13 protein-coding genes and 1 pseudogene are annotated in these 16,842 nt (G+C 56.8%); 12 read left to right on the forward strand and 2 right to left on the reverse strand.

Annotated features, from left to right (window positions below; translation table 11 throughout):
- Nucleotides 1-16: 16 nt before the first annotated feature.
- Both ACZRMH_RS06760 and map read right to left on the reverse strand, forming a co-directional pair.
- Nucleotides 17-2,719 carry a [protein-PII] uridylyltransferase gene (locus ACZRMH_RS06760; protein WP_464012751.1) on the reverse strand — a complete coding sequence of 901 codons (2,703 nt, stop codon included), beginning with the start codon at nt 2,717-2,719 and terminating at the stop codon, nt 17-19.
- 54 nt (nt 2,720-2,773) lie between these two features.
- Complete coding sequence (gene map, locus ACZRMH_RS06765; RefSeq protein WP_464012752.1) at nt 2,774-3,628, reverse strand: type I methionyl aminopeptidase; 855 nt, start codon at nt 3,626-3,628, stop codon at nt 2,774-2,776.
- A 905-nt stretch (nt 3,629-4,533) separates the two neighbouring features.
- On the opposite strand from map, the gene ACZRMH_RS06770 reads away from it, so the two are divergent.
- The 12 genes and pseudogenes from ACZRMH_RS06770 (at nt 4,534) to lpxD (ending at nt 16,745) form a co-directional block, all read left to right on the forward strand.
- Nucleotides 4,534-4,818 carry a DUF6124 family protein gene (locus ACZRMH_RS06770; RefSeq protein WP_464012753.1) on the forward strand — a complete coding sequence of 95 codons (285 nt, stop codon included), beginning with the start codon at nt 4,534-4,536 and terminating at the stop codon, nt 4,816-4,818.
- Nucleotides 4,819-5,236: 418 nt separating this feature from the next.
- Nucleotides 5,237-5,980, forward strand: a complete 744-nt coding sequence (gene rpsB, locus ACZRMH_RS06775) for a 30S ribosomal protein S2 (protein ID WP_016781981.1) — start codon at nt 5,237-5,239, stop codon at nt 5,978-5,980.
- Nucleotides 5,981-6,186: 206 nt separating this feature from the next.
- A complete protein-coding gene (gene tsf / locus ACZRMH_RS06780; protein WP_464012754.1) occupies nt 6,187-7,056 on the forward strand; it encodes a translation elongation factor Ts in 870 nt (289 codons plus the stop codon).
- A 208-nt stretch (nt 7,057-7,264) separates the two neighbouring features.
- A complete protein-coding gene (gene pyrH, locus ACZRMH_RS06785; RefSeq protein WP_003440426.1) occupies nt 7,265-8,008 on the forward strand; it encodes a UMP kinase in 744 nt (247 codons plus the stop codon).
- Nucleotides 8,005-8,562 carry a ribosome recycling factor gene (gene frr / locus ACZRMH_RS06790; protein WP_235573041.1) on the forward strand — a complete coding sequence of 186 codons (558 nt, stop codon included), beginning with the start codon at nt 8,005-8,007 and terminating at the stop codon, nt 8,560-8,562. Before pyrH ends, frr begins: the two co-directional genes overlap by 4 nt.
- A 15-nt stretch (nt 8,563-8,577) precedes the next feature.
- Entirely contained in the window at nt 8,578-9,333 is a 756-nt protein-coding gene (gene uppS / locus ACZRMH_RS06795; protein WP_464012755.1) for a polyprenyl diphosphate synthase, read from the forward strand.
- Nucleotides 9,333-10,139 carry a phosphatidate cytidylyltransferase gene (locus tag ACZRMH_RS06800; RefSeq protein ID WP_464012756.1) on the forward strand — a complete coding sequence of 269 codons (807 nt, stop codon included), beginning with the start codon at nt 9,333-9,335 and terminating at the stop codon, nt 10,137-10,139. Before uppS ends, ACZRMH_RS06800 begins: the two co-directional genes overlap by 1 nt.
- Complete coding sequence (gene ispC, locus ACZRMH_RS06805; protein WP_464012757.1) at nt 10,136-11,323, forward strand: 1-deoxy-D-xylulose-5-phosphate reductoisomerase; 1,188 nt, start codon at nt 10,136-10,138, stop codon at nt 11,321-11,323. Before ACZRMH_RS06800 ends, ispC begins: the two co-directional genes overlap by 4 nt.
- A gap of 43 nt (nt 11,324-11,366) precedes the next feature.
- Nucleotides 11,367-12,719, forward strand: coding sequence for an RIP metalloprotease RseP (gene rseP / locus ACZRMH_RS06810; RefSeq protein ID WP_464012758.1), 1,353 nt, complete (start codon nt 11,367-11,369; stop codon nt 12,717-12,719).
- A 75-nt stretch (nt 12,720-12,794) separates the two neighbouring features.
- Nucleotides 12,795-15,140, forward strand: a complete 2,346-nt coding sequence (gene bamA / locus ACZRMH_RS06815) for an outer membrane protein assembly factor BamA (protein ID WP_464012759.1) — start codon at nt 12,795-12,797, stop codon at nt 15,138-15,140.
- Between the two features lie 44 nt (nt 15,141-15,184).
- Entirely contained in the window at nt 15,185-15,688 is a 504-nt protein-coding gene (locus ACZRMH_RS06820; protein WP_019822199.1) for an OmpH/Skp family outer membrane protein, read from the forward strand.
- Nucleotides 15,689-15,690: 2 nt separating this feature from the next.
- Nucleotides 15,691-16,745, forward strand: a pseudogene (gene lpxD / locus ACZRMH_RS06825) (UDP-3-O-(3-hydroxymyristoyl)glucosamine N-acyltransferase).
- The last annotated feature ends 97 nt before the right edge of the window (nt 16,746-16,842 follow it).

Raw genomic sequence — 16,842 nt, forward strand, 5'->3', positions numbered from 1 at the left:
TCTCACTCGGCGGCGCTTAGATGCTCAGGCGCCACGGTTCTGGGGTTGAGTCCTGGTTGACCGTCAATTGCTCGACGATGGCTTCCTGCAAACGAATGCACAACTGCGGGTCGGACAGCGGCTGGTTGTTGGCATCGGTAATGAAAAAGACGTCTTCGACGCGCTCGCCCAGGGTGGCGATCTTGGCGTTTTGCAACGACAGGTCGAACTCCAGGAAGATCATCCCGATCCGCGCCAGCAGGCCCGGGCGGTCGGGGGCGCTGAGTTCCAGTACGGTGACCGGGCGCTGGGCGTCGTTGTGAATGGTGACCTGGGGCGCAAAGGCAAAATGCTTGAGCTGGCGCGGCACCCGGCGCTGGATGATGGTCGGGTAGTCGTCCGGGTTGCGCAGGGCTTCGGTCAGGCCCTTGCGGATCTTTTCAATACGCGCCGGGTTGTTGCCGATCGAGCCGCCGTCATTGTCGAGCACGATATAGGTGTCGAGGGTGAACTGGCTGCTGGAGGTGATGATGCGTGCGTCATGGATGTTCAGATTGAGCTGGTCCATGGCAGCCACGGTCACGGCGAAGAAGTCGTGCTGGTCGGGTGCGTAGATGAAGATCTGCGTACCGCCTTCGAATTCGCGCTGGGTGGTTTCCTTGATCAGCACCAGCGGCCCGCCGTCGGCAGGTTGCTGCAAGATGGCTTCGGTATGCAGGGCCACGTCAGCCGAGGTGTGGCGCAGGAAGTAGTCATCGCCCAGTTGCGACCAGAGCTGCTCCACGTCGTCCTGATCGTTGCCATTGCGCACCAGGGTGTCCAGCGCCGCGCTTTGGGTCTGGCGGATCTGTTCTTCGCGGTCTACCGGGTTTTCCAGGCCGCGACGCAGGGCGCGCTTGGTTTCGGTATAGAGCTGGCGCAACAGGCTGGCGCGCCAGGAGTTCCACAGCGTCGGGTTGGTGGCGTTGATGTCGGCAACGGTCAGCACATAGAGGTAGTCGAGGTGGGTTTCGTCCATCACGCTCTGGGCAAAGTCATGGATCACCTGTGGATCGGACAGGTCCTTGCGCTGGGCAGTGGTGGACATCACCAGGTGGTTTTGCACCAGCCAGACGATCAGGCGCGTGTCCCACTGTGGCAACTGGTGACGGATGCAGAAAGCTTCGGCGTCTACGGCGCCGATTTCGGAGTGATCACCATGGCGGCCCTTGCCGATGTCGTGGTACAGCCCGGCCAGATAAATCAGCTCGGGCTTGGGCAGCTTGGCCATCAGTTTGCTGGCCAGCGGGAATTTCTCTGACACCTGCGTGTACTGCAATTTGCGCAGGTGCTTGATCAGATTCAGGGTGTGGGCATCGACCGTATAGATATGGAACAGGTCGTGCTGCATCTGCCCGACAATAAAGCCGAATTCGGGCAGGTAGCGCCCGAGAATGCCGTAGCGGTTCATGCGGCGCAGGTTGCGGTGAATGCCGATCTTGCACTTGAACAGCTCGATAAACAGGCTGGTATTGCGGATGTCTTTACGGAACTCGTCGTCAATCAAGTAACGATGTTCACGCAGCAAGCGAATGGTATCGGCGCGCACGCCCTTGATTTCTGGGTGCTGGGCCATCAGCAGGAAAATTTCCAGCATGGCGAACGGCGTTCTCTTGAAGACATTGTTGCTGGTGGCTTCGATATACCCATCGTGCAACTGGAAGCGCGAGTTCAAGGGCGTTGGCGGCGCTTCGTCTTCGGGGGCGAGGATAATCTCCTCGAAGTGCTGGATGATCAGGTCGCTGAGCTGGGCAATGCTCATGACCACCCGGTAGTACTGCTGCATAAAGTTTTCGATGGTCTGCTTGGCGTCTTCGCCGGCAAAACCGAGCAACTCGCCGATACTGCGCTGGTGGTCGAACAGCAGGCGGTCTTCGGCGCGCCCGGCGAGCATATGCAGGGCGTAGCGCACCTTCCACAGGAACTCCTGGGAAGAGGCGAGCAGGGCGTGCTCGCTTTCTACCAGAAAGCCTTCGCCCGCCAGGGCGCGCAGATTCAGAGTTCCGTACTGGCGGCGGGCAACCCACAAAATGGTCTGGATATCGCGCAGGCCGCCGGGCGAGCCTTTGACGTTGGGTTCCAGGTTGTATTCGGTGTCGTTGTACTTGTGGTGGCGGGCCTTTTGTTCGGCGCGCTTGGCCAGGAAAAAATCCTTGCTGGGCCACATATGGGCGGTGCTGGTGACATCCAGCATGCGCTGGCGCAAATGCTCGGGGCCAGCCACGGTGCGGCTTTCCATCAGATTGGTGATGATGGTCAGGTCGGCCCGGGCTTGTTCGGCGCATTCATCCACCGAGCGCACGCTCTGACCTACTTCCAGGCCAATGTCCCAGAGCAGGGTCAGGAAGCGCTCGATGGAGTCGCGGAAAATTTCGTGATCGGCGTTGTCCAGCAGGATCAGCAGATCAATATCGGAGTAGGGGTGCAGTTCGCCACGGCCATAGCCACCGACGGCGACCAGGGCGATATCGGCCTGGTCGCTCCAGCTGAACTGATCCCACGCCTGTTGCAGGATGTTATCGACGAACCATGCACGATCTTCGATCAGGCGGCGTATATCGCGCCCTTTTTTGAAGCGGTCGTCGAGCACCTCGTGTGCCTGGCGGATCGCCTTTTTGAAAGCGGCAATGGGGCTTGCCTTCAATGCCAGTTCGGCCTGGAACTGGCCGCGGTCAAAAAGTTCTGGATCCACCTGCGGCATCGATTGGCATTCCTGTCTTGGGATAACTGTTTAAACGGTCAAAACACGCAAGTATCAGGCCGAAACACGCGGGATGGTGTCATCACTGCGCAGGGTGAAGATCTCATAGCCGGTGTCGGTTACCAGCAGGGTGTGTTCCCACTGTGCGGACAGCTTGCGGTCCTTGGTGATGGCGGTCCAGCCGTCGCCCAGCACCTTGGTGTCAGCCTTGCCCTGGTTGATCATCGGTTCGATGGTGAAGGTCATGCCGGCCTTGAGCTCCATGCCGGTGCCAGCGCGGCCGTAGTGCAGGATCTGCGGCTCTTCGTGGAACACCTTGCCGATGCCGTGGCCGCAGAATTCGCGTACTACCGAGAAGCCGTTCTTTTCAGCGTGCTTCTGGATCACTTCACCGATATCGCCCAGGCGGCAGCCTGGCTTGACGATTTCGATGGCCTTGTACATGCATTCCTGGGTCACTTGCGACAGGCGCTCGGCCCATACCGGTACCTTGCCGACGTGAAACATGCGGCTGGTGTCGCCGTGGTAGCCGTCTTTGATCACGGTTACGTCGATGTTCAGGGTATCGCCGTCTTTCAGTACCTTGTCGCCCGGGATGCCGTGGCACACCACGTGGTTGATCGAGGTGCAGATCGACTTGGGGAAGCCTTTATAGTTGAGCGGAGCAGGGATGGCGTTTTGCACATTGACGATATAGTCATGGCAGATGCGGTCCAGCTCTTCGGTGGTCACGCCGGGCTTGACGTACTCGGCGATCATTTCCAGGACTTCGGCGGCCAGTTTGCCGGCGACACGCATTTTTGCGATGTCCTCGGGGGTTTTGAGGGTGACGGTCATTCGGGCTCTCTTCGCGCGTTGGCGCTCATCATCAGGATTGCGGATGTGCTGTTGATAGCTGCACACCGTCATAAAAATGCGATTCTAACAGACGGTCGGCGTTAGTCGTGGGCCAAGCGCCATCGCTTCTATTAATAAGAGTGGGGGATTCTGGTGCTATTCCAAGGGTGGGGCGCAAAAAGGTGGGGGCTACTGATTAGTTAAGCGGGGGGCGCTCAATCCCTGTGGGTGCGGGCTTGCTCGCGATGCAGGCGACGCGGTGCAGGCGCTTTGCAAATAACCTGGCCCACCGGGTACATATCCGGCATTTTCTTATAACTGGAATATTGGTTTCGCTCTTGCAGCCAGCCCCTTTTGGAAGGACCCAAAAGATCCTCGCCCCATCGTACGGCCTTCCGGGAGGGCGGGCAGATCAACAACACTGACCGCCGAGGCGGCCGACCTGTTTGGCGCATGTGTACTGCATAATCTCCAGTAGCAGCTGCCGAGGAACGAAGGCTGCGTTCGAGCGCGAAGCGGTCGTAAAACCTGAGTCCGGGATTTACCCGATGTGCCGCAGCGTGCGGTTTTACGACTGCTACGCAGCCGAACGCAGCCTTCGTTCCTCGGCAGCTGCTACAAGGCCGTGGCTGGCATTTGGCCTTTAATATCAGGCATTTCGTACGACGTTTCGCTTTCATTCCCGTGAAACATCCTAGAAAATTCCGTTCGCTTGCGCCGCTTAAAATCGGGGAATAGTCTCGGCCCATCGCTGCAAAATCAGCGGTCGGGTTTAGTCGCCCGGATTATGAGCAAGGCGCAAGGCGCCACCTTTGTGAGGCGCTTTTTTTCGGCCGCACTTTTTGGTGGCCGTGCGCAGGGCGTCCTTGTGGCGCGCCGGTTTCCTAGCTCACCGGTCGACTAACCTGCGTACGGCTGCCACCTATTCGTTTGGTCGCGACAGGGTGGTAGCTCCATAAACGAGCTGGAGTTGTGCCATGAAAAAGATCACCCCCGACCCACCTGTTTTACCCCTCGATGCTGCTGACGGTAACGACCCGTTGCTGGACCGTGCCGCCACCGACCGTGCGCTCAATTACTACCTGCAAGGCCATAAGCCTTTTCGCCCTTTGGGCACGGCCATGTTTGCCATCCCGGACAGCGTCAATTCAGAAGCGGCCCTGGTCCAGGCGTCAGACTTGTTGCGCTGTGCGGGTGCCTGTGCGAATGAGGCGGGGAATGGCCTGAGCGGGCCCGCGCGTCATTTAGCTGTCAATAACTGATCCACCGGATATGTACTCGAAATACCAGTTAAAAACACCGAGTACATATCCATTCTATGGGGCACGGCTTTCTACGGGTTTCGCCCTCACTCCGGCACTGTTATGGGGTTCGTCCTCCTGTGGCAGGCGTCAGCGGTGTTTGGAATATTTCGGTGGCAGCAGTAAGATTGTTGAGCAAGAAGGCAAGAAGCAAGCAAGACGTAAACCCTTGCCAAATAAAGGCTAAGCAATTAAGTCTGAATTCGCGCTTCGTTTTTTACGCGTCTTGTGGTATAAAATGCGCCGCTTTGCGGGTATAGCCCGCAGAGCACAAACCCACACACGTGTCGACACGATGACCTGGGTGCCTTCAGCTTTGAAGCTGCTGGTTGGTCGTTGGGATACGTGGAGGCCTAACCCGACTTATTAAGGAACTATCATGTCCCAAGTCAACATGCGCGATATGCTGAAGGCCGGTGTGCACTTCGGTCACCAAACCCGTTACTGGAACCCGAAGATGGGTAAATACATCTTTGGCGCGCGTAACAAGATCCACATCATCAACCTTGAAAAAACCCTGCCAATGTTCAACGAAGCTCTGACTTTCGTAGAGCGTCTGGCCCAGGGCAAAAACAAGATTCTGTTCGTCGGCACCAAGCGTTCCGCTGGCAAGATCGTTGCTGAAGAAGCAGCACGTTGCGGTTCGCCGTACGTGGATCACCGCTGGTTGGGCGGCATGCTCACCAACTTCAAAACCATTCGTGCTTCGATCAAGCGTCTGCGTGACCTTGAAATCCAGGCAGAAGACGGTACTTTCGCCAAGCTGACCAAGAAAGAGGCGCTGATGCGCACTCGCGATCTGCAGAAGTTGGATCGTAGCTTGGGTGGTATCAAGGACATGGGCGGTCTGCCAGACGCTCTGTTCGTTATCGACGTTGACCACGAGCGTATCGCGATCACCGAAGCTAACAAGTTGGGTATCCCGGTAATCGGCGTTGTCGATACCAACAGCAGCCCAGAAGGTGTTGACTACATCATCCCGGGTAACGATGACGCAATCCGCGCTATCCAGCTGTACATGGGTGCGATGGCTGATGCTGTGATCAAAGGCCGTAACCACGTTGCTGGCGGCACCGACGTTTTCGTCGAAGAAGCTCCAGCAGCAGCGGTAGTTGAAGGCTGAGTAATTAACGCCTAGCGTTTACTCAGTACGCAAAAAGGGGGCTTGGCCCCCTTTTTGCCACCTCGAAATCCATTTGTTGTAACCATGTCTGTCGTATCTGTATCAGATGGCGGCCTGCGCGGTGGTTTCGAGGTGCGCTTCACACGAATTGAACGCCCGTTCGGTCGGGTGGAATGGTTTAAAACCTATCCAAGAGGAATTTTGAAATGGCAGAGATTACTGCAGCGTTGGTTAAAGAACTGCGTGAGCGTACCGGCGAAGGCATGATGGATTGCAAGAAAGCCTTGACCAAGGCTGGCGGCGACATCGAAAAAGCCATTGATGACATGCGTGCTTCGGGCGCCATCAAGGCAGCCAAAAAAGCAGGCAACGTTGCTGCTGAAGGTGCTATCGCAGTTAAAGTTGCAGACGACAACAAGTCGGCCGTAATTCTTGAAGTCAACTCGCAAACCGACTTCCTGGCTCTGCAAGAAGACTTCAAAAACTTCGTTAACGACAGCGTTGAAAAAGCTTTCGCTGACAAGCTGACTGACGTTGCTCCGCTGATCGCCGCTCAAGAAGAAGCTCGTCTGATTCTGGTTGGTAAAGTAGGCGAGAACGTAAACATCCGTCGTCTGGCGCGCATCGAAGGCGACGTTGTTGACGCTTACCTGCACGGCAACAAGATCGGTGTTGTGGTAGCTCTGAAAGGCGGCAACGCTGAGCTGGCTCGTGACATCGCCATGCACGTAGCTGCAAGCAACCCTGAGTTCCTGCTGCCATCGCAAGTTTCCGCTGACGCTATCGAACGCGAAAAAACCGTGTTCATGAGCCTCAACGAAGACAAGATCAAAGGCAAGCCAGCCGAAATCGTTGAAAAAATGGTTGCCGGTCGTATCAGCAAGTTCCTGGCTGAAGCCAGCCTGGTTGAACAAGCTTTCGTCAAGAACCCGGAAATCAAAGTCGGCGAACTGGCCAAGAAAGCCGGCGCTGAAATCGTTTCCTTCACTTACTTCAAAGTAGGTGATGGCATCGAGAAGCCAGTTGACGACTTCGCTGCAGAAGTTGCTGCTCAAGTGGCTGCAAGCAAGCAATAAGACGGTTTTAAACTGTCGACCCGAAGAGGCTGCCCGCTCACGCGCGCAGCCTCTTTTCAAATGGGAGGGGATTTTTCCTTCTCAGCGGAACCGGTTTGCAAAATCGTGTTCCGATGGTGCTGCTGTGCAGTGCCACAGCTAGAACAAGCGCGGGTTGAAAAATGACCTCGCACGGATTATCTATAAAACGCGGCAGGAGAGATTCGCAATGGCTCAGCAGGGCAGTGGTTATCAAGCTCGCTATAAACGCATTCTACTCAAGCTAAGCGGCGAAGCCCTGATGGGCTCTGAAGAGTTCGGGATCGATCCCAAGGTGCTCGACCGCATGGCGCTGGAAGTCGGCCAGTTGGTCGGCATCGGCGTTCAGGTAGGGTTGGTGATTGGTGGTGGCAACCTGTTCCGTGGTGCCGCATTGAGCGCTGCAGGTATGGATCGTGTAACGGGCGACCATATGGGCATGCTGGCTACCGTGATGAACGCCCTGGCCATGCGCGATGCGCTGGAACGTGCGAATATCTCCGCCATCGTTATGTCGGCCATTTCCATGGTTGGTGTGACCGATCATTACGATCGTCGTAAGGCCATGCGTCACCTGAACGCCAAGGATGTGGTGATTTTCGCTGCAGGTACCGGTAATCCTTTCTTCACGACGGATTCGGCAGCTTGCTTGCGTGCCATTGAAATCGACGCTGATGTCGTGCTCAAGGCAACCAAGGTTGACGGCGTGTACACCGCAGATCCATTCAAAGACCCGCATGCCGAGAAGTTCGATCATCTGACTTACGATGAAGTGCTGGATCGCAAACTGGGTGTTATGGACCTGACGGCCATTTGTCTGTGCCGCGACCACAAAATGCCATTGCGTGTATTTAATATGAACAAGCCCGGCGCCCTGCTTAATATTGTCCACGGCGGCGCTGAAGGTACTCTGATCGAGGAAGGTCAACAATGATCAACGAAATCAAGAAAGACGCTCAAACGCGTATGCAGAAGTCGCTGGAGTCTCTGTCCCATGCATTTGGCCAGATCCGTACCGGCAAGGCTCACCCAAGCATTCTGGGCAGCGTGATGGTGCCTTACTATGGCTCGGATACTCCGATCAGCCAGGTAGCCAACATCACCGTTAAAGACTCCCGTACCCTGCAAGTTGTTGCGTTCGAACGCAACATGCTGGGCGCGGTAGACAAGGCTATCCAGAGCGCCGGTCTGAACCTCAACCCGACCAACCTGGGTGAGCTGCTGCTGATCTCCATGCCAGCCCTGACTGAAGAAACCCGCAAGGTTTTCGCCAAGCAGGCTCGTGATGCAGCTGAAGATGCCCGTATTGCCGTGCGCAATATCCGTCGCGACGCTTTGAGCCAGTTGAAAGACCTGGTCAAGGAAAAGGAAATCAGCGAAGACGAAGAGCGTCGTGCGGCTGATGATATCCAGAAGCTGACCGACAAGGCCGTGGCAGATATCGAAGTGGCCACCAAGCAGAAAGAAGCGGACCTGATGGCCGTATAAGGGTCAGGGCGTTTTATGGAAAAGACGAAGCAGGCTGACCCGTCATCTGTTCCGCGACATGTCGCGATCATCATGGACGGTAATAATCGCTGGGCGAAAAAGCGCTTTCTGCCAGGAGTTGCCGGGCATAAAGCGGGTGTGGATGCGGTTCGTGCGGTCATTGAAGTATGTGCCGAGGCTGGGGTCGAGGTACTGACCCTGTTCGCGTTTTCCAGTGAAAACTGGCAGCGGCCTGCCGCTGAAGTCAGTGCCTTGATGGACCTGTTTTTCAGGGCGCTGCGTCGTGAGGCCAAGCGCCTCAACGAAAACGAGATCAGCCTGCGGATCATTGGTGACCGCTCGCGCTTTCATCCCGATTTGCAAAAGGCGATGCGTGAAGCGGAAGCAATGACAGTGGGCGAAGGCCGCTTTGTCTTGCAGATTGCCGCCAACTACGGTGGCCAGTGGGATATTGCCCAGGCCGCGCAGCAGTTGGCACGTCAAGTCCAGGCAGGGCACTTGCAACCGGAGGACATCACTCCGGGCTTGCTGCAAACCTGTCTGGTCACTGGCGATCTGCCATTGCCCGATCTGTGTATCCGCACCGGAGGCGAGCACCGCATCAGCAATTTCCTGCTGTGGCAGCTGGCCTATTCCGAGTTGTACTTCTCCGACCTGTTCTGGCCGGACTTCAAACACGAGGCCATGCAGCACGCATTGGCTGATTTCGCTTCTCGCCAGCGTCGCTTCGGTAAAACGAGCGAGCAGGTTGAGGCTGGAGCCCGGATTTAATGCTTAAACAACGAATCATCACTGCACTCATCATGCTGCCGATTGCCTTGTGCGGCTTTTTCCTGCTCGAGGGCAGCGGCTTTGCGCTGTTTATTGGCCTGGTCGTTACCCTGGGTGCCTGGGAATGGGCGCGTCTTGCAGGCTTTGAAGCGCAAGCCGCGCGGGTGTTGTTTGCCGCAGTAGTGGCCGTGCTGCTGTTCGGTCTGCACATATTTCCTGATCTGGCGCCCTGGGTGCTGGGTGCGGCGATATTGTGGTGGGCGGCAGCGACCTTCCTGGTGCTGACCTTTCCGCAATCGGCCGTGCACTGGTCGAGCATTGCAACCAAGCTGGTGATTGGCCTGTTGATCCTGTTGCCGGCCTGGCAAGGTTTGGTCCTGATCAAGGCAATGCCGCTGGGCAACTGGCTGATCATGGCGGTGATGGTTCTGGTGTGGGGTGCCGATATCGGCGCCTATTTTTCAGGGCGCAAGTTCGGCAAGCGCAAACTCGCCCCCAAGGTCAGCCCGGGTAAAAGCTGGGAAGGTGTATTTGGCGGCTTGTTGCTCAGCCTGCTGATCACCTCGGTCGTGGGCGTGGTGCGGGACTGGAGCGCGTCGCAGATGTTTGTCGCGCTGCTGGGCGCTGCCGTGATCGTGCTGATTTCGGTGGTGGGTGACCTCACAGAAAGCATGTTCAAGCGTCAGGCCGGTGTTAAAGACAGCAGTAACCTGCTGCCGGGCCATGGCGGTGTACTGGATCGTATCGACAGCCTGACGGCGGCGATCCCGGTATTTGCTGTATTACTGTGGATGGCGGCTTCATGAGCCGTCCACAACAGATTACGGTTCTAGGGGCTACGGGTTCCATTGGCCTGAGCACCCTGGATGTTATTGCGCGTCACCCTGAGCGTTATCAGGTCTTTGCCCTGAGTGGCTACAGCCGTCTCGCCGAGCTGCTGGCCTTGTGCGTCAAGCACCGGCCGCAGGTTGCCGTGGTGCCGGATGAGCGTGCTGCCAGCCAGTTGCTGGCAGGCTTGCGTGCTGCCGGGCTCAACACCGAAGTATTGGTGGGTGAAGAAGGCTTGTGCCAGGTTTCGTCGGCTGCGCAAGTGGATGCAGTGATGGCGGCAATCGTCGGTGCTGCGGGCTTGCGTCCGACACTGGCGGCGGTCAACTCCGGCAAGAAGATCCTGCTGGCCAATAAAGAAGCGCTTGTGATGACCGGCGACCTGTTTATGCAGGCCGTGCGCCGCAGCGGTTCTGTATTGCTGCCCATCGACAGTGAACACAACGCAATTTTCCAGTGCTTGCCGCAGGACTTTGCTCGCGGGCTGGGCAATGTGGGCGTTCGTCGGATTTTACTGACGGCCTCTGGCGGGCCTTTCCGTGAAACGCCGCTGGCAGAGCTTGAGCACGTCACCCCGGATCAGGCTTGCGCTCATCCCAATTGGTCGATGGGGCGCAAGATTTCGGTAGATTCGGCCAGCATGATGAACAAAGGCCTGGAGCTGATCGAGGCCTGTTGGCTGTTCGATGCGCGGCCGGATCAGGTCGAGGTGGTGATCCACCCGCAAAGCGTGATTCATTCGCTGGTCGATTATGTGGATGGTTCGGTGTTGGCTCAGTTGGGCAACCCCGATATGCGTACGCCGATTGCCAATGCCCTGGCCTGGCCTGAGCGGATTGACTCGGGCGTTGCGCCGTTGGACCTGTTTGCTGTGGCGCGACTGGACTTTCAGCGCCCTGACGAGCAGCGTTTCCCTTGCTTGCGCCTGGCCCGTGAGGCAGCAATGGCAGGCAATAGCGCGCCGGCAATGCTCAATGCGGCAAACGAAGTGGCCGTGGCCGCCTTTTTGGACGGGCGAATCCGCTACCCGCAGATCGCGCGTATTATCGAAGACGTATTGAATAGCGAGCCAGTTGTGGCCGTCGATGAATTGGAAGCGGTATTTGCCGCAGATAGCAAAGCCCGGATGCTGGCTGAACAGTGGTTGAGTCGTAACGGCTGAAAGTGGTGTTAGCCGGAACCGGACAGAATCGCGGAGAAAGTAGATGAGTGCGCTCTATATGATTGTTGGCACCCTGGTGGCATTGGGGGTGCTGGTCACTTTTCATGAATTCGGTCACTTTTGGGTGGCGCGCCGTTGTGGCGTCAAGGTTCTGCGCTTCTCCGTGGGCTTCGGTACGCCTTTGCTGCGCTGGCATGATCGCCAGGGCACCGAGTTTGTCGTCGCCGCCATCCCGTTGGGCGGCTACGTGAAAATGCTCGACGAGCGCGAAGGCGATGTGCCCGTCGATCAGCTCGATCAATCGTTCAACCGCAAAACCGTAGGTCAGCGCATTGCCATTGTCGCGGCCGGGCCGATTGCCAACTTCATGTTGGCCATGGCGTTCTTCTGGGTGCTGGCAATGATGGGCAGCCAGCAGGTGCGGCCGGTCATCGGTGCGGTAGAGAGCGGTAGCCTGGCGGCGCAGGCCGGTCTGGTTGCCGGCCAGGAAATTGTATCAATTGATGGCGAGCCAACCACCGGCTGGTCCAACGTCAATCTGCAACTGGTGCGCCGTCTGGGTGAAAGCGGTTCCTTGCAGGTTGTGGTGCGTGAGCCGGGTACAACCGCCGAGGCGTCCCATCAGCTGGTTTTGAAGGAGTGGCTCAAGGGCGCTGATGAGCCTGATCCTATCAAGTCGTTGGGGATTCGTCCCTGGCGTCCCGAGTTGCCAGCCGTTCTGGCTGAGCTCGATCCAAAAGGCCCGGCCCAGGCTGCCGGGCTCAAGACCGGTGACAAGCTGCTGGCCATCAACGATCAGGCCGTCAAAGACTGGCAGCAGGTTGTGGACTGGGTTCGCGTGCATCCTGAGGCCCGTATTGTGTTGCATGTCGAGCGCGACGGGGTGCTGGTAGACATTCCGGTCACGCTGGCCGCTCGCGGCGAAGGCAAGGCGGCAACCGGTTATCTGGGGGCCGGGGTCAAAGGTGTCGACTGGCCACCAGCGATGATTCGTGAAGTCAGCTATGGCCCGCTCGCAGCAATCGGGGAGGGGGCAAAACGCACCTGGACCATGAGCATCCTGACCCTCGACTCGCTCAAGAAAATGTTGTTCGGCGAGCTCTCGGTAAAAAACTTGAGTGGACCGATAACCATTGCTAAAGTGGCGGGCGCTTCTGCCCAGTCGGGTGTTGCTGATTTCCTGAATTTCCTGGCTTATCTAAGTATCAGTCTCGGGGTTCTGAATTTGTTGCCCATACCAGTACTGGATGGGGGACATTTGTTGTTTTATCTGATCGAGTGGGTGCGTGGTCGCCCCTTGTCGGATCGGGTGCAGGGTTGGGGAATGCAGATCGGTATCAGCTTGGTGGTCGGGGTGATGTTACTTGCCTTGATCAACGATCTGGGCCGTCTGTAAACGCTTCGCTGAATTGCGAATCTGCCGCATTTTGCGGCAGTTTGTTTATTGCCAGTTGGAATAAGAAAGGACTTCATGAAACGTCTGCTGCTAACTGCGGTTCTCACCGTACTGATGATCGCCGAAGTTCACGCCGAGTCCTTCACCATCTCTGATATTCGTGTCAACGGCCTCCAGCGGGTTTCCGCCGGTAGCGTGTTTGGCGCGTTGCCTCTGAACGTAGGTGAGGTAGCGGATGACCGCCGTCTGGTGGACTCCACTCGTGCGTTGTTCAAAACCGGTTTCTTTCAGGATATCCAACTGGGTCGTGATGGCAATGTGCTTGTTATCACGGTTGTCGAGCGTCCTTCCGTCTCCAGTATCACCATTGACGGCAACAAGGCGATCTCCACTGACGACCTGATGAAAGGTCTGAAACAGTCGGGCCTGGCCGAAGGCGAGATTTTCCAGCGTGCCACCCTTGAAGGCGTGCGTAACGAGCTGCAACGCCAGTATGTTGCCCAGGGCCGCTACTCGGCGACGGTAGACACCGAAGTGGTGCCCGAGCCGCGTAACCGCGTTGCCTTGAAGGTCAATATCAACGAAGGCACGGTTGCCGCCATCCAGCACATCAACGTGGTGGGTAATACGGTTTTCCCTGAATCCGACCTGGTTGACCTGTTCGAACTGAAAACCACCAACTGGTTGTCGTTCTTCAAGAACGACGACAAGTACGCTCGTGAAAAACTGTCGGGTGACCTTGAGCGTCTGCGCTCTTACTACCTCGATCGCGGCTATATCAATATGGATATCGCTTCGACCCAGGTATCGATCACCCCTGACAAGAAAAGCGTCTACATCACGGTCAACGTGAATGAAGGCGAAAAATACAATGTCGGCGAAGTGAAACTGAGCGGTGACCTCAAGGTTCCGGAAGATCAGATCAAGTCGCTGCTGCTGGTTCAGCCTGGCCAGGTGTTCTCGCGCAAGCTGATGACCACCACCTCCGAGCTGATCACCCGTCGTCTGGGTAACGAGGGCTATACCTTCGCCAACGTCAACGGCGTACCTCAGCCAAACCCTGAAGACCACACCGTAGCCATCACCTTTGTGGTTGATCCGGGCAAGCGTGCTTACGTAAACCGCATCAACTACCGCGGCAACACCAAGTCGGCCGACGACGTGCTGCGTCGCGAAATGCGTCAGATGGAAGGTGGCTGGGCTTCGACTTACCTGATTGACCAGTCCAAGGTTCGCCTTGAGCGCCTGGGCTTCTTCAAGGAAGTAAACGTCGAGACCCCGGCCGTGCCAGGTACTGACGACCAGGTTGACGTTAACTACGCAGTAGAAGAGCAGGCATCGGGTTCCATCACCGCCAGCGTCGGTTTTGCCCAGAGCGCCGGTTTGATCCTGGGTGGCTCGATTACCCAGAACAACTTCCTGGGTACGGGTAACAAGGTCAGCCTTGGCCTGACCCGCAGCGAATACCAGAGCCGTTACAACTTCAGCTACGTTGACCCGTACTGGACAGCCGATGGCGTGAGCCTGGGCTACAACGCGTTCTATCGCACCACTGACTACAAAGAGCTGGACGTTGACGTAGCAAACTATTCGGTGGACAGCCTGGGTGCTGGTATCACCATGGGCTACCCGATCAGCGACACCTCGCGTCTGACCTATGGTCTGACCGTGCAGCAGGATGAAATCAGTACCGGCCAGTACACCGTTGACGAGATTTTCGACTTCGTACAGCGTGAAGGCGACAAGTACCTTAACTTCAAGGCCTCTGTAGGCTGGTCCGAATCGACCCTGAACAAGGGCGTATTGCCGACCCGTGGCAGCTCTCAGAGCCTGGTGCTCGAGTCGACCATTCCTGGCAGTGACCTGCAGTTCTACAAGCTTGATTACCGTGCCCAGTTGTTCCAGCCGTTGACCGACACCTACACCATGCGTCTGCACACAGAACTGGGTTATGGTGATGGTTATGGTTCGACCGAAGGCCTGCCTTTCTATGAGAACTACTACGCCGGTGGTTTCAACTCGGTACGTGGTTTCAAGGACAGCGCGCTGGGGCCTCGCAGTACTCCAAGTTCCGGTAAGAACGGTACTCTGGTTGACCCGGATCAGGATCCGCTGCCATTCGGTGGTAACGTATTGATCCAGGGTGGTGTGGAAGTGCTGTTCCCGATGCCGTTCGTCAAAGACCAGCGCTCCCTGCGGACCTCCGTGTTCTGGGATGTGGGTAACGTGTTCGACACCAACTGCAAGGGCGATACCAAAGATTGCGATATCAGCTTTAGCAACATGGCCAGCTCTGTTGGTGTTGGCGTGACCTGGGTGACTGCGCTTGGCCCGCTGAGCTTCAGCCTGGCCATGCCGATCAAGAAACCGGATGATGCCGACACTCAAGTGTTCCAATTCTCCCTCGGCCAGACTTTCTAAAGCCTGACTTCAGATACAGACAACGGATTTTTTAGGAGTGCATCGTGCGTAAGTTGACTCAATTGGTTCTCCTGGCTTCGGTTCTAGTGGCTGGCCCGGCTTTCGCCGACATGAAGATTGCCGTGCTGAACTATCAGATGGCATTGCTGGAATCGGACGCCGCCAAGCGTTACGCCGTGGATGCCGAGAAGAAATTTGGCCCGCAACTGACCAAGCTCAAAAGCCTGGAAAGCAGCGCCAAGGGTATTCAGGACCGTCTGGTAAAAGGCGGCGACAAAATGGCGCAAGGCGAGCGTGAGCGTCTGGAGCTTGAATTCAAGCAAAAGGCCCGTGACTTCCAGTTCCAGTCCAAGGAACTGAATGAAGCCAAAGCCGTTGCTGACCGTGAAATGCTGAAACAGCTGAAGCCGAAACTGGACAGCGCTGTTGAAGAAGTCATCAAAAAAGGCGCCTTTGACCTGGTGTTCGAGCGTGGTGCTGTGATTGATGTTAAACCTCAGTACGACATCACTCGCCAAGTTATCGAGCGCATGAATCAGCTGAAGTAATTATGACTGCGACTATAAAACTCGGCCAATTGGCCGAGTTCCTCGGAGCCACCTTGCGTGGCTGCGCAGAGAAAGAAATCACTGGGCTAGCCACTTTACAAGAGGCTGGCCCAGCTCAGTTGAGCTTTCTGGCCAACCCGCAGTACCGTAAATTCCTCGTCGATTGCCAGGCTGGAGCTGTATTGCTCAAGGCTGAAGATGCTGAGGAATATGCCGGTGATGCCCTGGTTGTGCCCGATCCTTACCTGGCCTACGCGCGTATTTCCCATCTGTTCGACCCCAAGCCCAAAGCAACTGCCGGCATTCATCCGTCGGCAGTCATTGCCGACGACGCGGTGGTTGACCCGGCGGCAAGCATTGGTGCTTTTGCCGTTATCGAAAGCGCTGCGCGCATCGCTGCCGGTGTAACGGTCGGCGCGCATTGCTTTATCGGCGCTCGCTGCGAAATCGGCGAAGGCGGCTGGCTGGCTCCACGCGTGACGCTGTATCACGACGTTCGTATCGGCAAGCGCGTGGTGATTCAGTCGGGCGCCGTGCTGGGCGGTGAGGGCTTTGGCTTTGCCAATGAAAAAGGTGTGTGGCAAAAAATCGCGCAGATCGGCGGTGTGACCATCGGTGATGATGTCGAGATCGGCGTCAATACTGCGATCGATCGTGGTGCCTTGGCCGATACGGTTCTTGGTAATGGCGTCAAGCTGGACAACCAGATCCAGATCGCGCACAACGTTCAGGTCGGTGACCATACGGCCATGGCCGCCTGTGTCGGAATCTCCGGCAGCACTAAAATCGGCAAGCACTGCATGCTGGCAGGCGGGGTCGGTTTGGTGGGCCACATTGAAATTTGTGACAATGTGTTCTTGACTGGCATGACGATGGTGACTCACTCGATTACCGAGCCTGGCGCCTACTCTTCCGGTACTGCGATGCAGCCCGCTGCAGAGTGGCGCAAAAGCGCGGCACGTATTCGGCAGCTGGACGATATAGCCCGGCGGTTGAAACAACTGGAAAAGCGCGTCGGTAAGTGACCCCTGACGGTAAAGCTTCTTCAAAAGGCTAATACAATTTCCATATCAAGCGTGTTGAACCACTGGTTTGCTTCCTTGATTTGCTAGAGGAGCGCGCCTTAGTCGCGCGCGCCCAATCTTTATTACAGG

The organism is Pseudomonas sp. B414, assembly GCF_055408445.1.